Here is a 24,010-nt window from a genome sequence, read left to right on the forward strand (position 1 = left end):
CGCCCGGAAACCCGTCCGCTCGTCTATAGCCAGCCCATGAACGCACCCGCCAAATTCTCCACCTCCCAGATCCGCAGCGACTTCCTCGAGTTCTTCAACGGGAAGGGCCATACCATCGTTCCGTCCGCGCCGCTGGTGCCGGGCAACGATCCGACGCTGTTGTTCACCAATTCCGGCATGGTGCAGTTCAAGGACGTGTTCCTCGGCGCCGAGAAGCGCAGCTATGTGCGCGCGGCCGACGTGCAGCGCTGCCTGCGTGCCGGCGGCAAGCACAACGACCTGGATTCGGTCGGCTATACCGCGCGCCATCACACCTTCTTCGAAATGCTGGGCAACTGGTCGTTCGGCGACTACTTCAAGAAAGAGGCGATCGCCTGGGCCTGGGAACTGCTGACCCAGGTCTGGAAGCTGCCTGCGGAGCGCCTGCTGGTCACCGTCTACCACACCGACGAGCAGGCCTACGAGCTGTGGCGCGACATGATCGGGGTGCCGCCGGAGCGGATCGTGCGCATCGGCGACAACAAGGGCGCCCCGTACGCCTCGGACAACTTCTGGCAGATGGCCGACACCGGCCCCTGCGGCCCGTGCACCGAGATCTTCTACGACCACGGCGCGCATATCGCCGGCGGGCCCCCGGGCTCGCCGGACGAGGACGGCGACCGCTTCATCGAGATCTGGAACCTGGTGTTCATGCAGTTCGACCGCCAGCCCGACGGCACCCTGGTGCCGCTGCCGGCGCCGTGCGTGGATACCGGCATGGGCCTGGAGCGCCTGGCCGCGATCCTGCAGCACGTGCACAGCAACTACGAGATCGACCTGTTCCAGACGCTGATCCGCCACGCCTCCGAGCTGACCGGCATGGCCGACCTGGAGAACAAGTCGCTGCGCGTGATCGCCGACCACATCCGCGCCTGCTCGTTCCTGATCGTCGATGGCGTGCTGCCCTCCAACGAGGGCCGCGGCTACGTGCTGCGCCGGATCATCCGCCGCGCCCTGCGCCATGGCTGGATGCTCGGCGTGCGCCAGCCGTTCTTCCACAAGATGGCGGCCACCCTGTCCGACCTGATGGGCGAGGCCTATCCGGAACTGCCGGCGGCGCTGTCCACCGTGCAGCGGGCGCTGCAGGCCGAAGAGGAGCGTTTTGCCGAGACCCTGGACTCGGGCATGAAGATCTTCGACGAGATCGCCGCCCGCGCCAGCGGCAGCATCCCCGGCGCGGACGCGTTCCGCCTGTACGACACCTATGGCTTCCCGGTCGATCTCACCGCCGACATCGCCCGCGAGCGCGGCATGGAGGTGGACATGGCCGGCTTCGAAAGCGCGATGGAGCGCCAGCGCGAGACCGCGCGCGCGGCCGGCAAGTTCGGCGGCGGTACCACGCTGCCGGCGGACCTGGTGGCGCAACTGGTTCCCACGGTGTTCCTGGGCTACGACGCGCTGCAGGCCGATGCGCTGAAGGTGGTCGCGCTGTTGAAGGACGGGCGCCCGGTCGAGTCGGTCGAGGCCGGCGATGCGGCGATCGTGCTGCTCGATCGCACCCCCTTCTATGCCGAATCCGGCGGCCAAGTCGGCGACCTGGGCCAGTTGAGCGCGGACGGCGTGCTGTTCCAGGTCGAGGAGACGCAGAAGTTCGCCGGCCAGTTCCATGGCCATGTCGGCCAGCTGCGCAGCGGCCGCCTGCAGGTTGGCGCCACGCTGTCGGCGCAGGTCGACAGCGACCGCCGCGGCGCCACCATCCTCAACCATTCGGCCACGCACCTGCTGCACGCCGCGTTGCGCGAGGTGCTCGGCACCCACGTGCAGCAGAAGGGGTCGCTGGTCGCGCCGGACCGGCTGCGCTTCGATTTCTCGCACTTCCAGCCGATGAGCGCCGAGGAACTGGCGGTGATCGAGCGCAAGGTCAACGCGCAGGTGCGTGCCAACCACGCGGTCGAGGTGCACCACATGGGCATGCAGGAGGCGCTGGACTTCGGCGCGATGGCGCTGTTCGGCGAGAAATACGGCGAACGCGTGCGTGTGCTGAAGATGGGCGACTACTCCACCGAGCTGTGCGGCGGCACGCACGTGGCGCGCACCGGCGACATCGGCCTGTTCAAGATCACCAGCGAGGGCGGCGTGTCGGCCGGCGTGCGCCGGATCGAGGCGGTGACCGGGCAGGGCGCCCTGGACCATGTGGCGGCCGAAGAGGCCAAGCTGCACGAGGCGGCCGAGCTGGTCGGCGGCAGCGCCGGCGACGTGGTCGAGAAGATTCGCCAGCTGGGCGACAGGCACAAGCGCCTGGAGCGCGAGCTGGAGGCGCTGAAGGCCAAGCTGGCGTCCGGCGCCACCGCCGACCTGGCCGCCACGGCGGTCGAGGTGGCCGGTGTGAAGGTGCTCGCGGTGCGACTGGAAGGCTTCGATGCCAAGGCCTTGCGCGAGGCGATGGACCGCCTGAAGCAACAACTGGGCGACAGCGTGATCGTGCTGGCCGGCGCCAGCGAAGGCAAGGCGGCCCTGGTCGCGGGGGTGAACGGCAGCCCAATGGGCCGGGTCAAGGCTGGGGAACTGCTGAGCCATATCGCCGGTCAGATCTCCGGCAAGGGCGGCGGCCGCCCGGACCTCGCCCAGGGTGGTGGCGAGGACGGGCCCGCCCTTGCCCTTGCGCTCGAGGGCGTACCCGCCTGGGTCAAGCAACATCTCCCCTGAACACGAACTCGCGCCGCCTTGCTGGCAGGGCGCGGCTTCCCTTAACATCGATCTTCTTTTCCCTTTCGTGATGGGGCGTCCCGGCTCGGGACGCCGTACCGGTGGGAATCACCGGTTCCCTGGAGAATTTTAAAAATGTTGATCCTGACTCGCCGGGTAGGCGAAACCTTGATGATCGGCGATTCGGTCACCGTGACGGTGCTTGGGGTCAAGGGCAATCAAGTGCGCATCGGTATCACCGCACCGAAGGATGTCGCCGTGCACCGCGAAGAAATCTATCAGCGCATCCAGCGCGGCGACGAGCCGACTTCGCATGGCGGCGGCCATGGCGATCAATCTTCCGATTGATGCGTCGAAAGGGTTTACCTGAGACCCTACAAACCGTTATCCTTCGCGCCCGGTCGCGGAATATCCGCAGCGTCTAAATCCGGAGTGATGCCCGAGCGGCTGAAGGGGCTCCCCTGCTAAGGGAGTATAGGGTCAAAAGCTCTATCGAGGGTTCGAATCCCTCTCACTCCGCCAGTGTCAAGGAAACGCCCGCAAATCAACGATTTGCGGGCGTTTTTCTTTTCGACCACCTTGGACACTCGCTTGGACACTTCCATGCGAGTAGCGCACTCCTCAGGCGCGGCTCGACTGGCCGCTACTACGTTCGTTTGCGCGTTCCTGCCGATCTGCAGGCAGGTCTTCACGCGCGGCACCGGGACGACATGCGATCGCGCTGCCTCGGCTCAAACCTTCGCAGCCATCAGGAATGGCAGCACGGGATCGGAGCTGGATGAGCGCTTGAAGAGCTTTGAAGGGAAGCCGCCACTGGGGCTGATCTTCAAAGGCGTGAAGCTGCCGGGCGGGGCATCCGGTCAGGTCGGAATCAACGACATCACGACTTGTCGCTGTTCCAGCGGTTGGCAGCGCAACGCCAGGCCCGCATCGGCGCCATTCCCGCCGCGCAGGGCCATCCAGCCTATCGGCGAGGCCTGCCCCCGCCGGCCTAACCCTCGCAGACGCCGGCGCCAAATATCTGGGTAGCATCTAGGGCAGAACTACCCGAAGACGATCGTTCAGAAGACCCGCACCCTCAAGGATGGATGCCTTCGTGGCGGTGCAGCGCAAGGCCAGGCGTGCCGTGCGGCTGGAAAGAACGGACGCGAACCGGCTTCTTCGAGTGGTTCCTGCACGAGACCGCGCAGAAGTGGGTCATCATCTGCATCTACATCACCAACCGGTTCCCGGCCTGCGCCAACTTCATCAAGCGAGTGCCGGCGTGCCGTTGCCCCGGTCGGCAGGCGCAGTTGTCTTGGCGTGCGCATTTGCATCACGTTGTAGGCCGCCATGTTCAGCACCAACACATGGTCAACTTTCTCCAGGCCGTGTACCTCGCCTGCCGGATACGGCCTGATGACTTGGTCCAGCCCAATCCCTACACGAGCAACTCGCTTTTGCGCTGAGAGATCGCCCCATCCTCGCTGGCCGCGACTGCATCGGCCATCGCCGAACGTCGGCCTGGCGCACTTCTGCGTCACACGCGGCAGGATCTTCAGCCTGTCCTGCGCCTGGATGAACTCGGCTGGGTCATAGCGCCTTGTCCGTTCCAAGTGTCAGCACCGCGTCCCGTGCTGCTGCTTGCCGAGCATCGGCGAGCACGCCTTATCGCCACGTATTGACGATCGGCCCATGGCGGTTGTCGATCAGGACGCGGACGTTTCCGGACGGTTAATGCGCGCGCATCTCGTCTTCATTTCAAGGCGATCCATGCTCGCAACAGAATCGAAGGAGACGAGGATGAAAAGCCGCGTACGCGCTATCGCCGTCGATCTCGGCTAGGCAGCACTCAGAACCTCCAGCAAAACCGCTCAAACACTGCATCGGTCGCGGCAGAGTTATCCGCTTGACTCGTTGCAAAGAAATACTGCTGCCGGCATCTGATCGTCGACCGCAATGGTACCTCTGGCGCTTTGTATTGCCTAAGCCAATCGGCACGATTTGTTGATGCTTCAGATACTTCAAGAGTTGATCGATACCTGGTTGCCAATGCCGGCAGGCGGGGCGTCCATGGCGCGGACCAAGCGAGTTGCCTACAAGGGCTGCGACATCGACCGCTGCCGTGATCGCTTCAAGCTACGCGGCTTTGCGCATCGCGCGCCAGGCGATCAAGGGTCTTGACCTGGTGGCGCCTCGTCGGCCGGTCGGCCGGTCGAGCGGAACGGCGTTCAGTCCGCCGGCACGGCAAGTTTGCATCCGTTTCAAGCGCTGGATCGACATGCGCTAGGTATCTCTTCCCCGGTTTACTCAGCATCTGTCTACGGCGTCTTTCTTGGTTTGTGATATCAATCTAAAATATTTTCGAGTAAGTCCGTCACATTCGGATAACCATCTGTGGGGGCAGAAGGATATTGCCGGTCTCTTAAATGGGGAGAGACGGCGATCGCGATCGCGACGCAGACAGGATGCTTAGAGCGATATGGATACCGCGGTTATTGGGATGGCGTTTCGATTTCCAGGGGCGAACGACAGTACGACGTTCTGGGGAAATTTGATTGACCGTAAATCGAGCGTGACCGAGATTCCAGCGCAGCGCTGGGATTGGCGCGGCGTATGGGGCGATCCAAAGCAGACGGTCAATAAAACCGACAGCAAATGGGGCGGATTCATCGACGCGGTCGACGCGTTCGATCATGAGTTCTTCGGTTTTCTGCCCAAGGTGGTGCAGTCCATGGATCCGCAGCAGCGGATCATGCTGGAGCTCGCCTGGAATTGCATGGAAGACGCCGGTGTGGCGCCTTCGAGTGTGCGCGGACGCAAGATCGCCGTTGTCGTTGGCGTCTTCAATCACGATTACAAGGAACTGCAGGAGCGCGACGAGATTTCGATCGAAGCGCATCATTCCACCGGTACCGCGACCGCGGTGATCGCCAATCGCGTCTCGCATCACTTCGACCTGCGCGGGCCTAGCGTGCCGATCGATACGGCGTGTTCTAGTTCGCTCAACGCGATCCACAGCGCCATCCAGGCCTTGCAATACGACGATTGCGAGATGGCGCTCGCTGGCGGCATCAACCTGATGTTGACGCCGACCCGCCATATCTCGTTCTCGAAGATGGGCATGCTCTCGCCGAGCGGCACCTGCAAGACGTTCGACAACGCTGCCGACGGCTATGTGCGCGGCGAAGGCGCGGCGTTCTTGCTGCTCAAGCCGCTGGAGCGCGCCATCGCCGATGGCGACGCGATCCATGGTGTGATCAAGGGCTCCGCGGTCAATCACTGCGGCAGCACCTATACCTTGACCTACCCGAGTCCGCAGGCGCAGGCCGAGGTCATCATGGCCGCGCACGAACGCGCCAACGTGGCCGTCGACAGCCTGGGATTCGTCGAACTGCACGGCACCGGCACACCGAAGGGCGATCCGATCGAATTCGAAGGCCTGCTGCAGGCCTTCGGTGGCCTGGCGCGCAAGCAGGGCATCGAACTGCCGTCCGCATACTGCGGCTTGAGTTCGGTGAAAACCAATATCGGCCATCTCGAGGCGGCCGCGGGCGTGGCCGGCGTGATCAAGGTGTTGCTGGCGATGCGGCATCGCCGCCTGCCGCCGTTCCAGAATTTCGCCCGGCTCAACCACCGCATCGCTATCGACGACACGCCGTTCTATGTCCTCGATGACAGCCGCCCCTGGCTGCCGCCTGCGCCGGGGCAACCGCTGCGCGCCGGCGTGAGTTCGTTCGGATTCGGCGGCACCAATGCCCACGTGATTCTGGAAGAGGCGCCGGCGGCGCCGGTCGGGCAGGGCGTCGGTCGCGTTCGTGGCGATGAACCGGTGTTGATCGCCTTGTCGGCCAAGACGGCATCGGCCTTGCAGCGCCGCATCGCGACACTGCGCGATTGGGTACGGGACGATGCGGGACGGACGCGGCTGATGGATGTCAGCCGAACGTTGCTATTGGGCCGCGACGCCTTGGCTTGCCGGTTCGCATGCGTGGTGGATAGCCCGGCTGCATTGCTGGATGCATTGAATCAAGCGATGGATGCGAACACGCAAGGCGCCGCCACATCCGAAAATGTGGACGCTGAAGCGCTGCAGGCGCTGCTGTCGAAATGGCCAAAGCTGAAGAAACAGGCGCGCATCGATGCATTGAGCGCCTTGGCGAACGCCTTCCGTGGCGGCGCGAAGCTGTCGTGGCCGCCGCTGTTCGCCGGCATGTCGGCACAGCCCGCGCGCCTGCCCGGCTACCCCTTCAAGGGCGCGACCTTCTGGACGCCCGCATCGATCACGGCGGATCTGCGCGGCGAGGCCAAGGCCGAAGCCCGCCTGCACCCGCTGCTGCACAACAACGTGTCCGTCCTCGGCCGGCAGCGCTTCCGCTCGACCTTCGACGGTCGCGAATTCTTCCTTGCCGATCACGTCGTCGACGGCCGATCGATCCTGCCTGGCGTCGCGTATCTGGAAATGGCTCGCGCCGCTGCGCGTCTTGCGCTGGCCGATGGTACGGATGCGGGGGCCGTGTCCACTGTCAGCTTGCACGACGTGGTCTGGCAGCGTCCGCTCGAAGTGACGGGCGCTGCGGTGTCGGTCGAGTTGGAGCTGGATGCATCCGGCGACCGTGTGGTGCAGAACGCCGGCCCGGCTCGTCTGCGCTTTCGGGTCATTGACGCGGAAACGCGGGAATCGGCACAGGTGTACTGCCAGGGCCTGTTGGACGTCGATCGGGATGCCGGCGAAATGCTGGTGGATGTCGGCGCGATCGGCAACGACTGCACGGCCGGCCTCGTCGATTCGGCAGCCTGCTACCGTGGCTTGGCCGGATTGCAATTGCAATACGGACCGGGGCACCAGTCGATCGCCGATGTGCGCCTCGGCGCCGGCCAGTGTCTGGCGCGGATCGTGTCGCCCACGCAGCTTTCGGCCGGCCACGTGGGGTTCGTCGTGCATCCGAGTACGGCTGATGCGGCACTGCAGGCGGCGGTCTTGCTCGCGTCCGCCATCGACGCGACTAACGCACCGCGCGCGCATGCGCCGTGCTTGCCGTTCGCCCTGGATCGTCTGGATGTTCTGGATGCGGGAACGGGTTCCGATTCGAATACAACCGAGCTGTACGCTTGGGCGCGATTCGCGCCGACCTCGTCCGGCAGCGAGCGAATTTCCCGGTTCGATATCGATCTGATCGGGTGCGAGCCTGGCCAATCCGTCGGCCGTGTGTGCCTGGCATTCCGTGGATTGAGCTTGCGTCCACGCATGGCGCAAACCTCGGTGGCGCAGGGCCCTGCCGCCGTTGCGATGCGTCTTCCGCCCGAATCGATTGCCGGCGATCTCTACGCGCCGCTATGGGTGCAGGCTGCGGCAGCGAGCGCGGTGCAAGCGCCCGCGACGGTGGTGATGATCGGCGAGCGGGACGATCTCGACAGCCTGCATGCGCTGCTTGCAGGATCGCCGCGGTTCGCCGGCACGAGTTTCGAATGCCTGCCGGTCCTGGCCGCGGACGCCGGACTCGCGCCGGCAGAGCAGGGCAAGGTTCTTCGCGCCGGTTCGCTCGCCGATGCCGAGGCCGCGGTCGCAGCCTGGAAAGCGCGCGGCGCGCAACCGGAACACTTTGTCTGGGTCGCGCCGAGGCCGGGCAAGAACCTGTCCGTGCAGGCGCGCATCGACACCAGCGCGCGTGCCGCGTTTGCATTGGTCAAGGCGATGCTGCGCGGTCCTAAGCGCGCGCGCTTTGTTCATTTGGCCCAACAAGACCGCGAAGGCGTGGCGAATCGCGACGGGCTCGGCGTCACCGATGTCGTCGCGCTGGGCGGGTTCTACAAGACGCTGTCGATCGAAAAGCCGAGCTTCAACGGGCGCGTTGTGCAATGCCCGGCCGATAGCACGGGCTGGGCCGACCTGGTCGCCGACGAATTGCTCGCCGCAGACAAAGTCACCGACGTGCGCTATCGCAACGGCCTGCGCGAGACGCGCCGGTTCGCGCCCGTGCATTCGAACGCCCTGCCGGCCGCGGCTCACGCGAGCGGCATGGACTTTCGGGCGGGCGGCGCATATCTCATTACCGGCGGACTCGGTGCGCTCGGCCTGATCGTCGCCCGCCATCTGTGCGAGCGCTATCGGGCCACGGTCTATCTGACCGGTCGCAAGCCACTGTCCGAGGCGCAGCAGCCGGCGCTAGACGCCTTGGCCGGCCTGGGCGGTCGTGCGATGTATTTTGCATGCGATATCACCGACCGCGACGAAGTCCGGCGCGTGTTTGCGGCGATCCGCGAGGATCTGCGTTTGCGCGATCAAGTGCTGAACGGCGTGCTGCACTCGGCCGGGGTCATCGAGGACGATTTCCTGCTGCGCAAGCCCGCGGAAGCGTTCTCGCGCGTCATTGCGCCCAAGACCCTGGGTGCCTGGTGCCTGGATCAGGAGACGCAGCGCGATCCGCTGGACCTGTTCGTGCTGTTTTCCTCCGTCACCGGTGTGCTGGGCAATGTCGGGCAGAGCGACTATGCGTTCGGCAACGCGTTCGAGGATGAGTTTTCGGCGATGCGCGAGGCGCTGGTCGCAGTCGGCCAACGCAGCGGCAAGTCGGTGTCGATCAACTGGCCGTATTGGCAGGACGGCGGCATGCGGCTTAGCGACAAGGAAGAGGAAGCGCTGCGGCGCAGCTTCGGTATCGTGCCGTTGACGACCCAGCGTGGTATCGAGGTGCTGGAATACGCGATTGCGCAAGCGCAGCCGCAAGTCGTGGTGATGCCGGCGGGCGATATCGATAAGGTGCGCGAAGTGCTGGGGGTGATCGCCGAGGATCACCGGCCCGTGGCTGCCGCCATCGCCATCGCCGCGCCGCGTGCCGACGGGAGCCATGCCGATCACGATCCTTCTGCCTGGCGCGCGCCGGTATCCAGTTTCCTCGCGAACTTGTTCGCCTCGCAGCTCGGCATTTCCGCCGACTTCGAGCCGGACCGCTCGTTCAAGGATTACGGCTTCGATTCGGTGGTGATGATCGACCTCATCGCCGATCTGGAAAAACCCTTCGGCACCTTGCCGAAAACGCTGTTCTTCGAATACCAGACGCTGGCCGAACTCAGCGCGTACTTTATCGAACAGCACCCGGATCGTTGCCGCGCGATCGCGAATCCCACACAAGCCGCCGTCGACATCGCCGCTGCATCTGCCGCATACACGGCCGCGCAAACGCCGCCTGCGCCGACCATCGCGAACGATTCCGGGCGCGCTGCCGCCTACGCTGTATCCTCGCCGATCCGCCGCGGTGCCGTCGAACCCGCATCCCCGCCGCAGCGCGACGACATCGCGATCATTGGCCTGGCAGGTCGCTATCCGCAGGCGGAAACGCTGGAAGCGTTCTGGGAAAACCTGCGGCTGGGCCGCGATTGCGTCGAGGAAATTCCCGCCGACAGGCCGGATCTGGCGGCGAAGTTCCGCTTCCAGCCTGGCGAAGCGACGCGGGCCAACAGCTACAGCCGTTGGGGCGGATTCCTGCGCGATGTCGACCAGTTCGATCCGCTGTTCTTCAATATTTCGCCAAAAGAAGCGGAGAACATCGATCCAAACGAACGCCTGTTCCTGGAGATCGCCTCGCAGGCGATCGAGGATGCCGGCTATACGCCGGACACGCTGGCGCAGGCGCGTGGGTATCGCGAGAACCCGGTCGGCGTGTATGCCGGTCTGATGTGGGGTGACTACCAGCTGCACGGCGTGGATCGTCCACGTGACAGCTGGGTGGTGCCGCACAGCTTCTATTGGGCTGTCGCCAATCGGGTTTCGTATCAGTTCAATTTTTCCGGTCCGAGTCTGACCATCGACACCGCCTGCTCGTCCTCGCTGACCGCGATTCATCTCGCCTGTCAGACGATCGGCGTGGGCGAGATCGACGTGGCCATCGCCGGTGCGGTCAATCTGTCGTTGCACCCGAACAAGTACAACCTGCTCTCGGACATGCATTTCCTGTCCAGCGACGGCCGCTGCCGCGCCTTCGGCGAAGGTGGCAACGGGTATGTGCCCGGCGAAGGCGTCGGTGCGGTGGTGTTGAAATCCCTCGCTCAGGCGCGCCGCGACGGCGACCACATCTACGGCATCATCCGCGGCTCGTCGATCAATCACGGCGGCAAGGCCTCTGGGTTCACCGTGCCCAATCCCAAGCGCCAGGCGGCGCTGGTGCAGGAAGCGCTGGATTCGGCGGGCGTGGATGCGCGCCATATCAGTTATGTCGAGGCGCATGGCACCGGCACGAGCCTGGGCGATCCGATCGAGGTCGCGGGCCTGACCAAGGCCTTCGCTCAAAGCGAGCATCAGTACTGCGCGATCGGTTCGGCCAAATCCAATCTGGGCCATCTCGAAGCGGCCGCGGGCATCGCCGGCCTGACCAAGGTGCTGCTGCAGATGCGGCATTGCAGTCTGGTGCCGTCGATTCATTCCGATGCGCCCAATCCCTATATCGACTTCGCGCACAGTCCGTTCCGCGTGCAGCGCAGCTTGCAGCCTTGGCGGCGTCCGGTCGTCGAACATGCCGGGGCGAGCACGGAGTTGCCGCGCCTGGCAGGCATCAGCTCGTTCGGCGCCGGCGGCAGCAATGGCCATCTGATCGTCGAGGAATACATCGAGGAGGCTCGCGGCAGCGTGGGCGCCGATGCACCGGTCATCGTCGTGCTGTCCGCGCGTCGCGATACCGCCTTGCGCGAAATGGCCGCCAGGTTGGCCCAACGATTGCAGGACGATCCGACGATCGGTTTGCAGGATGCAGCATATACCTTGCAGATCGGCCGCATCGCGATGGAAATCCGCGTCGCTTTCGTGACGACATCGCGGCGCGAGCTGCTGGACGCGCTGCGACTGTACGCCGAGCGGGGTCTGCTGGCCGCGCAAGCGTGGTCCGGTCATCGCGATACCGCCAAACGCGACCCTGCGGTGGCCGCACGCGGCGCCGCCGCGACGGCACGGCTGTCGGAATCGCTCGCCGCTCGCGATCTGCCCGCCTTGGCGCAGGCCTGGGTGGACGGCGTAGCGATCGATTGGCGCGTGTTGCATGTCGCCGGCAGCCGGCGCCGTGTGCCGTTGCCGGGGTATGCATTCCAACGCCAGCGTTACTGGGTCGAGACATCGGACGTCGACGCGAGCGGCGGGGGCGGCATCGCTACATTGCATCCGTTGATCGACGTCAACGTGTCCACCTTGGAAGAACAGGCTTTCCTGAAGACATTGCGGCCCGACGCGTTCTATCTGCGCGATCATCGACTGGGCGACAACCGCGTCCTGCCGGGTGTGGTGTATCTCGAACTGGCCTTGCAGGCGGCGCAGCTGGCCGCGCCCGGGCGCGTGGTGACGGCAATCGAAGACGTGCATTGGTACAAGCCGATCGTGGTCAACGATGCGCCGCAAACCGTGCGGATTTCGCTGCTGCCTGAGCGTGGCGCGGTTGCCTTCGGTATCGGCGCCGTCGGCGGCGATGCGCAACAGCCGTATGCCGATGGTGCGATCGTGCTCGGCGATGCTTTCGTCGCTGGCGAGGTTGCGGGCGTGGATCTGGCCGCGATAGCGGCCCGCACGGCCGCGCTCGACGGCAGCGACGTGGAAGCCGCGTTCTCGGCCATGGGCTTTGCCTTCGGCGAAAGTTTCCAGGTCTTCGAAAGCCTGCGTCACAACGCCGATGAAGCGCTGGGCGTGTTGCGCCTGCCGCGTATCGTCGGGGTGGAGGCGGGCGATTTCGTCCTGCATCCGGCGTTGATCGACGGTGCCATCCGCGTCGGTCTCGGCGTCGGCGGGTTCAGCGCGAACGGCGATGTCATCCGCGTGCCGGTACGGTTGCGCCGGATCGAGATCCTCGCGATCCCGGGCGAACGGGTGTTCGTGCATGCGTGCAGGAGCACGATCGTGCACGGCGATATGACGCCTGAGCAATCGCACTTCGACCTGAGCGTGTGCGATGCGCAAGGCCGGGTACTGGTGCGCATCGAACAACTCACTATTCAGTCCGCGCCGCAACTGTCGCTGCTCGCGCGTGCGCGTACGGCGCCGAAGCCGGCGGCCGCGAAGGCCCTGCCGGCGGCGATGCAGTCGTCTGTGGTTGCGGCGAACTCGACCATGGCCGAACCGGAAGCCCTTCAGGCGCTCGCGACCGCGCGCCTGGTCGAACTGCTCGCCAACGTCACCAAGCTTGCGCCGGCGCAGATCGATCCACATGCGCCGCTGGAAAACTACGGTATCGATTCGGTCATGATCGCTGCCTTGAACCGCGAGTTGGAGCTGCGCTTCGGCGAAGTGCCCAAGACGCTGTTCTTCGAGTACCAGGAACTGTCCGGCATCGCGGGCTACCTCGCAGAAAATCACGCTGAGCTGTTGCGCGCGATGGCGCCTGCCGCCGAGGCGCGCGTACCGACGACGCAAACCTTCGCTGTCGCGCAAGAACCGCTTGTCTCCGTCGATGCACCGCGACTGGCCGCGCAGGAATTCCTGCGCCGCATCCTCGGCGAAACGGTTGGCCTGAGTCCGTCCGATATCGATCCGAACGTGCCGCTGGAGAACTACGGCATCGATTCGGTGATGATCGTCAAACTGACCGGTCGTCTGGAAGAGACCTTCGGCGCAATCTCCAAGACGCTGTTCTTTGAATACCAGGACGTCGCCAGTGTGGCCGAGCATCTGGCCGAGGCGTTCCCGGAGGTCGCTCAATCCTTGGCCGGAGCCGGTTCCGCAGCAACGTCGGCGGCATGGATCGCGCCGGCCAGCGCGAGCGATGAGGCGCCGGTATCCGCGGAAGGCGGTGATGCGAGCGTGCATGCACATCTGTTCCGGCAACTGCGGCGGATTCTCGGCGCGGAAGCCGCGAGCTGCCGCGTCGACACGCCGATCGCACATTGGCCTCTGGACGCGGTCAACATCGTCACCGTGCTGCATGCCTTGGCGCAGGATTTCGAAGGTGTGGATGCGTCCGCTCCATACCGCCACGGCACGCTTGCCGATTGGGCCGCCGACCTGCATTGGCGGGACGGACGCGCTCAGCACATCCGCGCGGAAGTGCACACGCAGGCGAGCGCCGCTAGTCCGACGCCCGCGAGAGCGCGTGGGCTCAGCACGTCGGGCGCGTTCCGCCGTCTGCGAGGCGGCGCGGATCGCTTCGAGCCGGAAGACATCGCCATCGTCGGCCTCAGTGGCCGTTATCCCGGCGCGAATGATCTGCACGCGTTCTGGCAGAATCTCTCGGCCGGCCGCGACAGCGTTAGCGAAATTCCGCTGTCGCGATGGGACCACAGCCGTTACTTCCATCCCGATCGCACGCTCAAGGGCGCGGTCTACAGCAAGTGGGGTGGATTCATCGACGGCGTGGATCAGTTCGATGCGCGCTTCTTCAATATTTCCGCGCGCGAAGCCGAACTGATCGATCCGCAGGAGCGCTTGTTCCTGCAAACCGCCTGGGAATGCGTCGAGGACGCCTGCCAGACCCGGCAGTCGCTCAAAGGCCGGTCGGTCGGCGTGTACGTCGGGGTGATGTGGGGCTACTACGGTCAGATCGACGTCACAGACGAGCAGCTCAAGTCGGGACGGCCGAATCCGCCGTTCTCCTCGATCGCCAACCGCGTTTCGTACTTCATGAATTTCAACGGCCCGAGCATGGCCATCGATACGATGTGCTCCTCGTCGTTGACCGCAATCCATCTGGCGTGCCGCGCTATCGACAACGGCGACTGCGACATGGCGCTCGCCGGTGGCGTCAACGTGATCGTGCATCCGAACAAGTATCAGAAGTTGTCCGCCGCGCAGTTCCTGTCCAGCGACGGCCGCTGCCGCGCGTTCGGCGCCAACGGCGACGGCTACGTGCCGGGCGAGGGCGTCGGTGTGGTAATGCTCAAGCGCTTGAGTCAGGCGATCGAGGACGGCGACCACGTCTACGGCGTGATCAAGGCGACCAGCCTCAATCACGGCGGCAAGACCAATGGCTACACCGTGCCGAATCAGGTCGGGCAGACCAATGTGATCGGCAAGGCGCTCAAGCAGGCCGGTTGGAATCCACGCAGCATCGATTACATCGAAGCGCACGGTACAGGCACGTCCTTGGGCGATCCGATCGAGATCGCCGGGCTGACCCGCGCATTCGATACGGCCTCCGCTTCCCTCGGCCGCGGCACCGAATCGAGTCTCCAGAAGTGCCGCATCGGTTCAGTCAAGTCCAATGTCGGCCATCTGGAATCGGCTGCGGCCATCGCCGGGTTGACCAAGATCCTGCTGCAGTTCCGCCACGACGCCGTCGCACCGTCGCTGCATGCTTCGCCTGCGAATCCGAACATCGACTTCGCCCAAGCGCCTTTCCGCGTGGTTCAACAGCAAGAGCCGTGGGTCGCGACCAGCGTGCACAGCCCACGTCGCGCCGGTTTGAGTTCCTTCGGTGCAGGCGGGGCCAACGCGCATTGTCTGATCGAGGACCATCCCAGGACCTTGCCGGCGGTCGCCGACGGTCGACCGGTGCTGTTCGTGTTGTCGGCCGACGGCGAAGAGCGCTTGATGCGCTATGTCGATCGCATGATCGCGTTCCTGGAACGCGGCGGCGATCCGGATGTCGGTCTGGATCTTCGTTCGCTCGCCTATTCCTCGCAGATCGGCCGCGAGGCGATGGACGAGCGCCTCGCGATCGTTGCGACCAGCGTCGCCGAACTGTTGAACGCGTTGTGCGCCTGTCGCGCCGGTTCCATTGCCGAGGGCGTGCTGCGCGGTTCGCCGCGCCGGCAAGGCGAGAAGCTCGATGCGATCGTCGAGGAGGGCGAGCGCGACGCGATCATCCGCACCTTGATCGCCGGCGGCCGCTTGCCCCAGTTGGCGCGCGCCTGGGTCTCGATGCTCGACGTAGATTGGGCGCGTTATGTCGACATCTTGTATCCGATCAATGCCGGTGGCGCCCGACCGCGTCGTGTGCCGTTCCCGACCATGCCCTTCATCACCCAGCGCTATTGGGTCGACGAGAAGCGCCGCGATGCGGTTGCCGACGCCCCGCATCCGCTGATCGACCGCAACCTGTCCACTCTCGCCGCGCAGATCTATCGCAAGCGTTTCGATGGCCAGGAGTTCTACCTGCGTGACCATATCGTCCATACCGACCGCGACCGTAGGATTCTGCCGGGCGTGGCCTATCTGGAAATGGCGCGTGCGGCCGGCGATCTTGCGGCGGGGGAAGGTTGGCGCGTGTCGCGTATCCGCAATTTCGCCTGGCGCCAGCCGTTCGAAATCGCCGGCGCGCCCGATGCGCTGACGATCCGCATGCACAACGACGAGGCCGGATTGCAGTTCGATATCCTGCGCGAATCGGATGCGGCGATCTGCGTGGACGGCGAACTGCTGTTCCAGGGGGCCGGGGACGAGGTCGCCGACGAGTGGCTGGACATCCAAGCCATGGTCGCGCGCGGCACCCGCATCGAACGCGGTCCGGAGGAGATCTACTCGGCCTTCCGCCGTATGGGCTTCCATTTCGGCCCATCCTTCCAGGTCACCCAGGCTCGCTATCGCCTGGCCGAAGGCGCGTTGTGCGAGCTGCGCCTGCCGGCGCATCTGCGCTCGGGCGTGAGCCAATTCGCTCTGCACCCATCCTTGCTCGATGCTGCATTGCGCGCCGGGCTGGCGGTCGAGATGGCCGGTAGCGGTGATCCGGTGGTGCCGATCGTGCCGTTCGCACTGGATGAGTTGGAGATTCGTCACCCGCTCACCGAAACCTGCTATGCGCATGTCGTGCGCAGCCGCGATGCGCTGGCGACCGCGCTGCCGGCCGGATTGGCGTCGACCACCGACGCGACGGCATACAAGTACGACATCTTGGTGACCGACGCGGATGGTCGCGTGCTGGCGAAGTTGCACGGGTTCAGCGGCCGCGCACTGGTCCGTCAGGAGGTGCCGAGCCGCGCGGTGCAGTTCTTCGACGATCACTGGGTGCCTGCGCCGCTAGCGCAGGTCACGGTCGCGAGCCGTGCCGCGCGCACGGTGCTGGTGATCGCGGACGACCGCGAGTTTGCGCATGGTTTGGTTTGCGCTTTACCCAATGGCGATCGCGGCGTCGCGATCGCGTTCGCGGCGGATGGAGAAGAGGCGTCTGCGCCGGATCGCTTTGATCCGTTCAATGCTGCGAGTGCGTCGGCCCTGTTCGATTCTCTGCGCGAGCGCGATCTGCTGCCGGACCATATCGTGATTAGAAGCGGTGCGCCCGCTGCCGCGTGGTCGGCCGAGGGCGCCGGACAGAGCGCTTTGCATCGCGGACTGCAGTCGGTGCGCCAATTGTTCATTGCCTCGGAGCGGGCCAATCCCGGCGCCGCGGTGCGGTTGCTGTATGCGTATCGCGATGACGGCGACGTCCAGCCGCAACACGAGGCGATCATTGGATACGCGCGTTCGCTGTTGATGGCCAATCATCGTTTCGAACTGTCCACGCTGAGCGACGATCGAGATCGGATCGAGGTGTGCGCACGGGCGATCATCGACGAGCTGGACGTCGATACTGGTTTCGGCGCCAACGAAATCGCCTGGCGCGGCGGCCATCGGCACCGCCGGGCGTTGCGCGTCCTGCCGATGGCCGCGCACGATGCGAATGCCGCATTGACGTTGCGCGATCACGGCACGTATCTGATCACCGGCGGCGCGGGCAAGCTCGGGCTGGCGGTGGCGCATTGGTTGGCGACGAAGTGCCGGGCGCGGCTGCTGCTCTGCGGTCGCTCGCTCGAGTTGCCGGCGAACGCGTGCGAGGCGGTCGACGCGATCCGCGCGCTCGGCGCGCAAGTCGAGTATCGCGGCGTCGATATCGCCGATGCGGCCGCGGTTGCGGCGTTGGTGACGGTGGCCGAGCGCGAGTTGGACGGCTTGAACGGCGTCATTCACTGCGCCGGCGCGGCCAGCGATCGCTCCATTCTCGAACTCGACGATGCCGGTTTCAACGCGCTGCTCGCGCCCAAGGTCGACGGTTTGATCGTGCTCGACCGTGCGACCGCGGCATTGCCGCTGGATTTCTTCGTCGCATTCTCTTCGGTCTCGGCGCTGATCGGCGATCTGGGATCGGGCGCGTATGCAGCCGGCAATCGCTTCATGGATGGCTATGCGCTGTGGCGCGAGGCGCAGCGCGCCCGCGGCCTGCGTCATGGTCGCAGCCTGTCGATCGGTTGGCCGTTGTGGGCGACGGGCGGCATGGAAATCACCGGCGGCGATTCGGTGGTGTTCGGGTTCTCCGGCATGCAGGCGCTGAGCGAGGCCGAAGGGCTGGAGATCCTCGACACGCTGTTGCGTTCGGCGCAGGGACGCGTGCTGGTGACGGTCGGCGATCCGCAGCGCATCGCGAAGACCCTGAGGTTGACGGACGACGCTGTGCCGCAAGCGGACAAGCCGGTCGCCGTCGAGCGCGCCGTTGCCATGCGCATGATCGATGCCAAGCCAGCGGTGCGCGACATTGCGCCGGCCGCGCCGCCGCTGGCTGCGCGTCCCAATCAGCAAATGTCGCCAGCCGCGCACCGCGTAGCCGACGTCAGCGTCATCGACGACGCGCTGCTTATCGAGGTGGAACAATTCATCAAGCAATGCATGGCCGCAGTCACCAAGACCCAGGCCTCGGCGATCGGATCGCGTGCCAGCTTCGAGCAGTGCGGGATGGATTCGGTGTTGATGCTCGAATTGCACACCGCACTGCGTGTGGACTTCGCCGAATTGCCGAAGACCGCACTGTTCGAATACGACAGTGCCGCGCAGCTCGCGCGCTATCTGCTTGCGCGTTATCCGGAGGCGGTGCGCCAGCGTTTCGTCATTGCCGACGCGCTGGCTACCGGCATCCCGGTTCGCGAGGCGCGCGCAACGCCGGCCGTGCCGTCGCCCGCTCGCGAGAAGACCGCCGCGCCGATGCACTCCAAGCGGCTGCCGGCCGGGCGCGCGCCGTCCGCCGCGGCTGAAGCCATCGCGATCGTTGGCATGGCCGGCGAATTCCCGTCCTCGCCCGACCTGGATCAGTTCTGGCGGAATCTGCGCGAAGGCCGCGATTGCCTGACCCGTATTCCGCTGGCACGCGGATTCGCATCTTCGCTCAACGAGCATCGCTCGCGCTCCGGCCAATCGATCGCCGACGTCGGAGGTTTCCTGTCCGATGTCGAGCTGTTCGATCCGAAGCTGTTCCGCATGTCGCAGGCCGAGGCCGACAAGGCCGATCCGCAACTGCGCGTATTGCTGCGCGCCGCGTGGCGTGCGGTCGAGGATGCCGCGTATACGCCGCAGGCCTTGGCCACCTCCAAGGTCGGCGTGTTCGTTGGCGCGATGAACGACGACTTCAGCCGTGTCGCCGCCGACATGCAGCGGAATAGCCGCGAGTACATCGGCCCGGGTTCGGTCGCCAGCGAGCTGTCGAACCGCTTGTCGTTCGTGATGAACTTCCATGGGCCCAGCCTGACCGTTTCGACCGCATGCTCCGGGGGGCTGACCGCACTGCATCTGGCGCGGCAGTCGATTCTTTCGGACGATTGCGAAATAGCCCTGGTCGGCGGCATCAATCTGTCGCTGCATCAGAGCAAGTACCAGTTGTTGCACGATATGAAGGTATTGTCGCCTGACGGCAAGGAACGCACCTTCGATGAAGGCGCCAATGGTCTTGTGCCGAGCGAGGGTGCCGGCGTGGTGGTGCTCAAGCGGCTCAGCCGTGCGCTTGCCGACGGCGATCATATCCACGGTGTCATCCGCGCTTCGCGCATCGGCCACTTCGGCACCGGACCGGGGCAGTTCATGCCGAATCTGCAGGTGATGGAAGACACCGTCGCCGATTGCATTCGCGATGCCGGTCTGGTCGCCGACGACATAGGCTGCATCGAAGCACACGGCACCGGTACCGAATTGGGTGACCCGATCGAATTGAAGGCGCTTGACAATGCGTTGCGGCGTACTTCCAGCGCGATCGGCCGGTGCGCGATCGGCAGCAAGGCCGGCATCGGGCATATGGAGGCCGCGTCCGGCATCGGTTCGCTGATCAAGGTGTTGTTGAGCATGCGCCACGGCGAATTCGCGCCCTGCGCGAAGCTGCGCCGGATCAACAGCAATTTCGATCATGCCGGTTCAGCCTTCCGTTTTCCCGATGTGGCGGCGGTATGGCCGCGCAATGCCAAGGGCACGCGTATCGCCGGCGTCAACTCGTTCGGCATGGGTGGTTCCAATGCATTCGTGATCGTGGAATCGCATGAGTCCGCGCCGGCCGAAGCCGCGAGCGTCGCGGTGCCGGTCTTGTTCGTGTTGTCGGCGCGTAGCCAAGAGGGATTGAAGAGCTACACGGCCTCGCTTGCTGCCTTCATGCGCGAGCAGACCGCGCAGGGACTGACCCTGGCTGCATTCGCCGACCTCGCCTACACCTCGCAAGTCGGGCGCATCGCCTATCGTCATCGTCTGGCGGTGGTTGCCGCCGATGCGCAGGCGCTGATTGCAGCGCTCGAGCACCCACACGAGGCCGGCGGCCGTAGCGGCATGTTCTCGGGCGATACTGAAGCCCATGGTTCACTGGACATGCTGCGTTTGCTAGACGGCGATGCCGGAGACGGCTTCGTCGACACGCTGCTGCGTGCGCGAGACCTCGACAAGCTCGCCGAGCTGTGGGTGCGCGGTGCGGCGATCGATTGGTCCGAGATCCACCATGGCCAACCGCGCCGTCGCGCCTCGTTCCCAGGCACGCCGTTCGAACAGGTACGTTGCGATTTGCGCAATGTGGTCGTCCCGGACGGTGTGGCCTCTGCTCAGTCGAGGCCGGGTGACATCCTGGCCGACAACCGCCTGCAAATCGGCGAAGCCGAAGCCCCCACAGGAGCAGTGGAAGCATCCGCGGAATGGCGCCGTCTGTCGGATGTCGCCTCCACCAACGTCGAAGATGCATCAGGCTGGACCGCGGCCGATGAGCCTTACGAGGAATGGGTGCGCCGCTACTGGGTCGACCACCTTGGCGACGCGTCCGATACCGTGGTCGCCTTGGGCGAGCGCATGTCGCTGGAGTCCGCGGCACCGGGGGGCGATGGGCCGGGGACGGTGCATGCCGTGTCCGAGGTGGTCGATCCGGCATTGACGCAGTTGCTGCAGGTCTTCGGTTCGCGCCACAGCATCGCGCTGGAAACCTTGATCGCCGCGGCCTGGGCCGTGTTGCTCAATCGCTACAGCAATGCCCGCTATTCCCAGTTCGGTCTTCTCGGCGCCGATCATGCCGGCGAGGCGGTCCTGCTGCCGGTGCGGGTGCGCACCGTCGGTCGGCAGAAGGTGCTCGAATGGCTGGGTGAGTTGCAGACGACCTTGCTGCGTAAGCATCGCCACGCCTCCACGACGGTCGAACGGATTGGCGAATGGGTCGGGCGCGAGCAGTTGTTCGATTGCGTGGTGAGCTTCGGCTCGCCGATCGAGCCAGGCGAGGATGGCGAACGCCACCTGGCCTCGGAAGCGTATCCCTGCGGCCTGCGCCCGCGCATGGAACTGGCTGCGGCGATCGACGTCGATTCGCTGGAGCTGAGCTTGATCTATCGCGCGGTCGAACCCGACCACGCCAGCGCGGCGATGCTGCTCGAACAGATCACCGTGCTGCTCGAAGGCATTGTCTCCAATCCCGATCGCATCCCGTCCGCGCTCGGCATGCGCACCAAATCCGAGAGCCGGGAACGCTTCTGGAAGACCATGGAAGCCAAAGCCATCACCACGGAAGGTTCCTGAATGACTGTATTCGTCACTGGCGGCAATGGCTTCGTCGGTCTCAACATCGTCTCCGCGCTGGTATCCGCCGGGCATCGCGTCACCGCCATGGTGCGGTCGGATTCGAACACGAAGTACCTGGAACCGTTCGGCGTGGACATCGTCCGTGGCGGTCTTGACGATGTGGATGCACTGTCGCAGGCCATGCGCGGCGCCGAGGCGGTGATTCATGCCGCCGGCAACACCAGTTGCAAGTGGAGCGACCTGCCGATGTTGCAGGCAGCCAACGTGCACAGCACGCGCAACGTCGTCGATGCGGCCTTGCGCAATGGCGTACGCCGGCTGGTCTACACCAGCACCACGTCGACGGTCGGCGCTTTCGACGACGCGTCGCGCGTCGCCGATGAAAGCGTGCCGCTCACCGGCTACCGTAGGCGCAGCCCGTACGCGGCGACCAAGCAGCAGGCTGAGCGCGTCGTGTTCGAGGCCAATGCGCGTGGTCTGGAGACGATCGTGCTCAATCCGGCGGAGGTGGTCGGGGCCTACGATCACAACCTGCAGTGGGGTCGGTTGCTGATCGCCGCGCACTACGACCAACTTCCGTTCAGTCCGCCGGGCGGTGCGACCTATTGCTCCGCAGCCGAGGTGGGGCGCGCGCATGTCAGTGCGTTGTCCCTTGGAAGGCCCGGAGAGCGTTATCTGCTGGGCGGAGAGAATATTCGCATCGCTCGTTTCCTGAACGTGATCGGCGAAGTCTTGGAAAAGCCGTTGCGTATTCCGAGAGCGAATTACCGCTGGTTGCGCCTGAAGACCACTCTGCAGGAGCGCCGGTTCCCGTTCGTACCCGGCCAGCCCGCGGTCGAGGCGTACCGGATGCGCGTGATGGGATGTACGTATTACTTCGATTCGAGCAAGGCCGAGCGTGAGCTCGGCTATCGCTCCGCGCCGATCGAAGCGATGGTTCGCGACAGCGCGGAGTGGTACAGGCGCAACGGATTTTTCGGCTGAAGGCTCTGCGTGGACGATGCTCAGGACGTGGTAGGGACACTTAACAGGAAGGATAGGGAAAGAACATGGACTCAAGAGCTTTGATCGAACTCGAACGCAAGCCTTTCAAAGAGCGGCTCGCGCACCAGTACGAAACCTATGTGAAAGAGTTGGAGGCGGGGTACATGGTCGGCCGCCAGGGCTTCGGTCCGGTCGATCGCCGCATGAAGTACAAGGAACTCAACAGCGAGGTCTTCAATGAGGTCCTGGTATTCGGTTCCAACAGCTATCTGGGTCTGTCGAACGATCCCTATGTAAAGCGCAAGGTGATCGAGGCGGTCGAACTGTACGGCATCGGCAGCGGCGGATCGCCGGCGTTCTCCGGCTACACCAAACAGCATCGCGATCTGGAACTGCGTCTGGCCAAGTTGGCCGACCACGAAGATGCGGTGCTGTTGCCGGGCGGCTACATGGCCAATCTGTGCTGGGTCAGCGGCCTGATGAACCGCAACGACGTCATCGTCTACGACAAGAACAGCCACGCCAGCGTGATCAACGCGATCAAGATGGCAGGCGTACCGTTTTACACCTTCGACCCCGACGAACTCGATGGCTTCGAGAGGATTCTCGAGCGGATCAAGTCCAAGGCCAAGCCGGGCGCGCAGATCTTCTCCACGGTCGAGGGCGTGCGCTCGGTCGACGGTCTGATCATCGACCTGAAGAAGTATGTCGAGATCTGCAAACGCCACGATGTGATCACCATCCTCGACGATGCCCACGGCCTGGGCACGGTCGGCCGCAACGGGCGCGGCACGTTGGAGCATCTGGATCTGCTGGGCCAGGTCGACCTGCGCATGTCCACCTGCAGCAAGGCGATCGGTGCGCAGGGCGCGTTCGTGTCGGGCAGCAACGAGCATATCTTCCTGCTGCGCAATTTCTCGTATCCGTACCTGTTTACCTCGGGCCTGGCGCAGCCGACGATCGCCGCGATCTCGGCCGCGCTCGACGTGATGGAGCGCGAACCCCAGCGCATCGAGAACTTGCATGCCAACGTCCGCTACATCCAGGACCGTCTGGAGGCGGCGGGCATGCGCATCGCTCGCGGCGAATCCGGGATCGTGCCGGTGTTCTTCGGCGAGGACGGCGCCGTCAGGCGGCTGAACAAGGAGCTGTACCGTCGCGGCCTGTTCGCCAACATCATGGAATACCCGATGGTTCCACCGGGCGCTGAGCGCCTGCGTCTGTCGGTCATGGCCACGCATACGCGCGAAGAGATCGACGCCGCGGTCGATCTGATCGCATCGACCGCGCGCGAGATGGGGCTGCTCTAACGCCTTTTTTTCGCCATTCGCGCGCCGCGATGCGCGCCAACGAGATCCGGGCGAGCGCCGCTTCGTGCCGGACGCAATGTCAGCTGAGGAGAGAGACATGAACGTGTACGCAGAAGTGTTGTCCGCCATCAACGAGATCAAGCGGACCGGATTCACCGTCGATACCGTCGAACCGGACTTCTATCTCGGTGGCGATCTGGGCGTGGATTCGCGGGAAATGCTGGAAATCTGGTACGAACTGGAGCAGCGCCTGAGCGTGCGCATCGCCGATTCGGACAAGCGCGACCGCTACACGCTGCAGGACGTCGTCGACGTGCTGAGCGCGCAGCTGAACAACCGCGCGCTGGTCGCCTGAGACGGACGAGGACGGCGC

At 64.9% G+C, this 24,010-nt stretch carries 6 protein-coding genes and 1 tRNA gene; all 7 read left to right on the plus strand.

Annotated features, from left to right (window positions below; translation table 11 throughout):
- Positions 1 to 36: 36 nt before the first annotated feature.
- The 7 genes from alaS (at position 37) to H9658_RS18675 (ending at position 23,992) form a co-directional block, all read left to right on the plus strand.
- Positions 37 to 2,685 (plus strand): alanine--tRNA ligase, encoded by a 2,649-nt coding sequence (alaS, locus tag H9658_RS18645; protein ID WP_179564171.1) that lies wholly within the window; start codon positions 37 to 39, stop codon positions 2,683 to 2,685.
- A gap of 135 nt (positions 2,686 to 2,820) precedes the next feature.
- On the plus strand, positions 2,821 to 3,033 hold the full coding sequence (gene csrA / locus H9658_RS18650; RefSeq protein WP_145700275.1) for a carbon storage regulator CsrA: 213 nt from the start codon (positions 2,821 to 2,823) through the stop codon (positions 3,031 to 3,033).
- Between the two features lie 81 nt (positions 3,034 to 3,114).
- Positions 3,115 to 3,207 (plus strand) — tRNA-Ser (locus H9658_RS18655).
- A 1,939-nt stretch (positions 3,208 to 5,146) separates the two neighbouring features.
- Positions 5,147 to 21,340 carry an SDR family NAD(P)-dependent oxidoreductase gene (locus H9658_RS18660; RefSeq protein WP_191826504.1) on the plus strand — a complete coding sequence of 5,398 codons (16,194 nt, stop codon included), beginning with the start codon at positions 5,147 to 5,149 and terminating at the stop codon, positions 21,338 to 21,340.
- Positions 21,341 to 22,327 (plus strand): NAD-dependent epimerase/dehydratase family protein, encoded by a 987-nt coding sequence (locus tag H9658_RS18665; protein ID WP_191826505.1) that lies wholly within the window; start codon positions 21,341 to 21,343, stop codon positions 22,325 to 22,327.
- Positions 22,328 to 22,407: 80 nt separating this feature from the next.
- Positions 22,408 to 23,637: an aminotransferase class I/II-fold pyridoxal phosphate-dependent enzyme gene (locus H9658_RS18670; RefSeq protein WP_225210100.1), complete on the plus strand. Its 1,230-nt coding sequence runs from the start codon at positions 22,408 to 22,410 to the stop codon at positions 23,635 to 23,637.
- A gap of 97 nt (positions 23,638 to 23,734) precedes the next feature.
- Positions 23,735 to 23,992 (plus strand): acyl carrier protein, encoded by a 258-nt coding sequence (locus tag H9658_RS18675; RefSeq protein ID WP_179564183.1) that lies wholly within the window; start codon positions 23,735 to 23,737, stop codon positions 23,990 to 23,992.
- Positions 23,993 to 24,010: the final 18 nt, after the last annotated feature.

Source organism: Xanthomonas bonasiae (genome assembly GCF_014836395.1).
GTDB classification, from domain to species: domain Bacteria; phylum Pseudomonadota; class Gammaproteobacteria; order Xanthomonadales; family Xanthomonadaceae; genus Xanthomonas_A; species Xanthomonas_A bonasiae.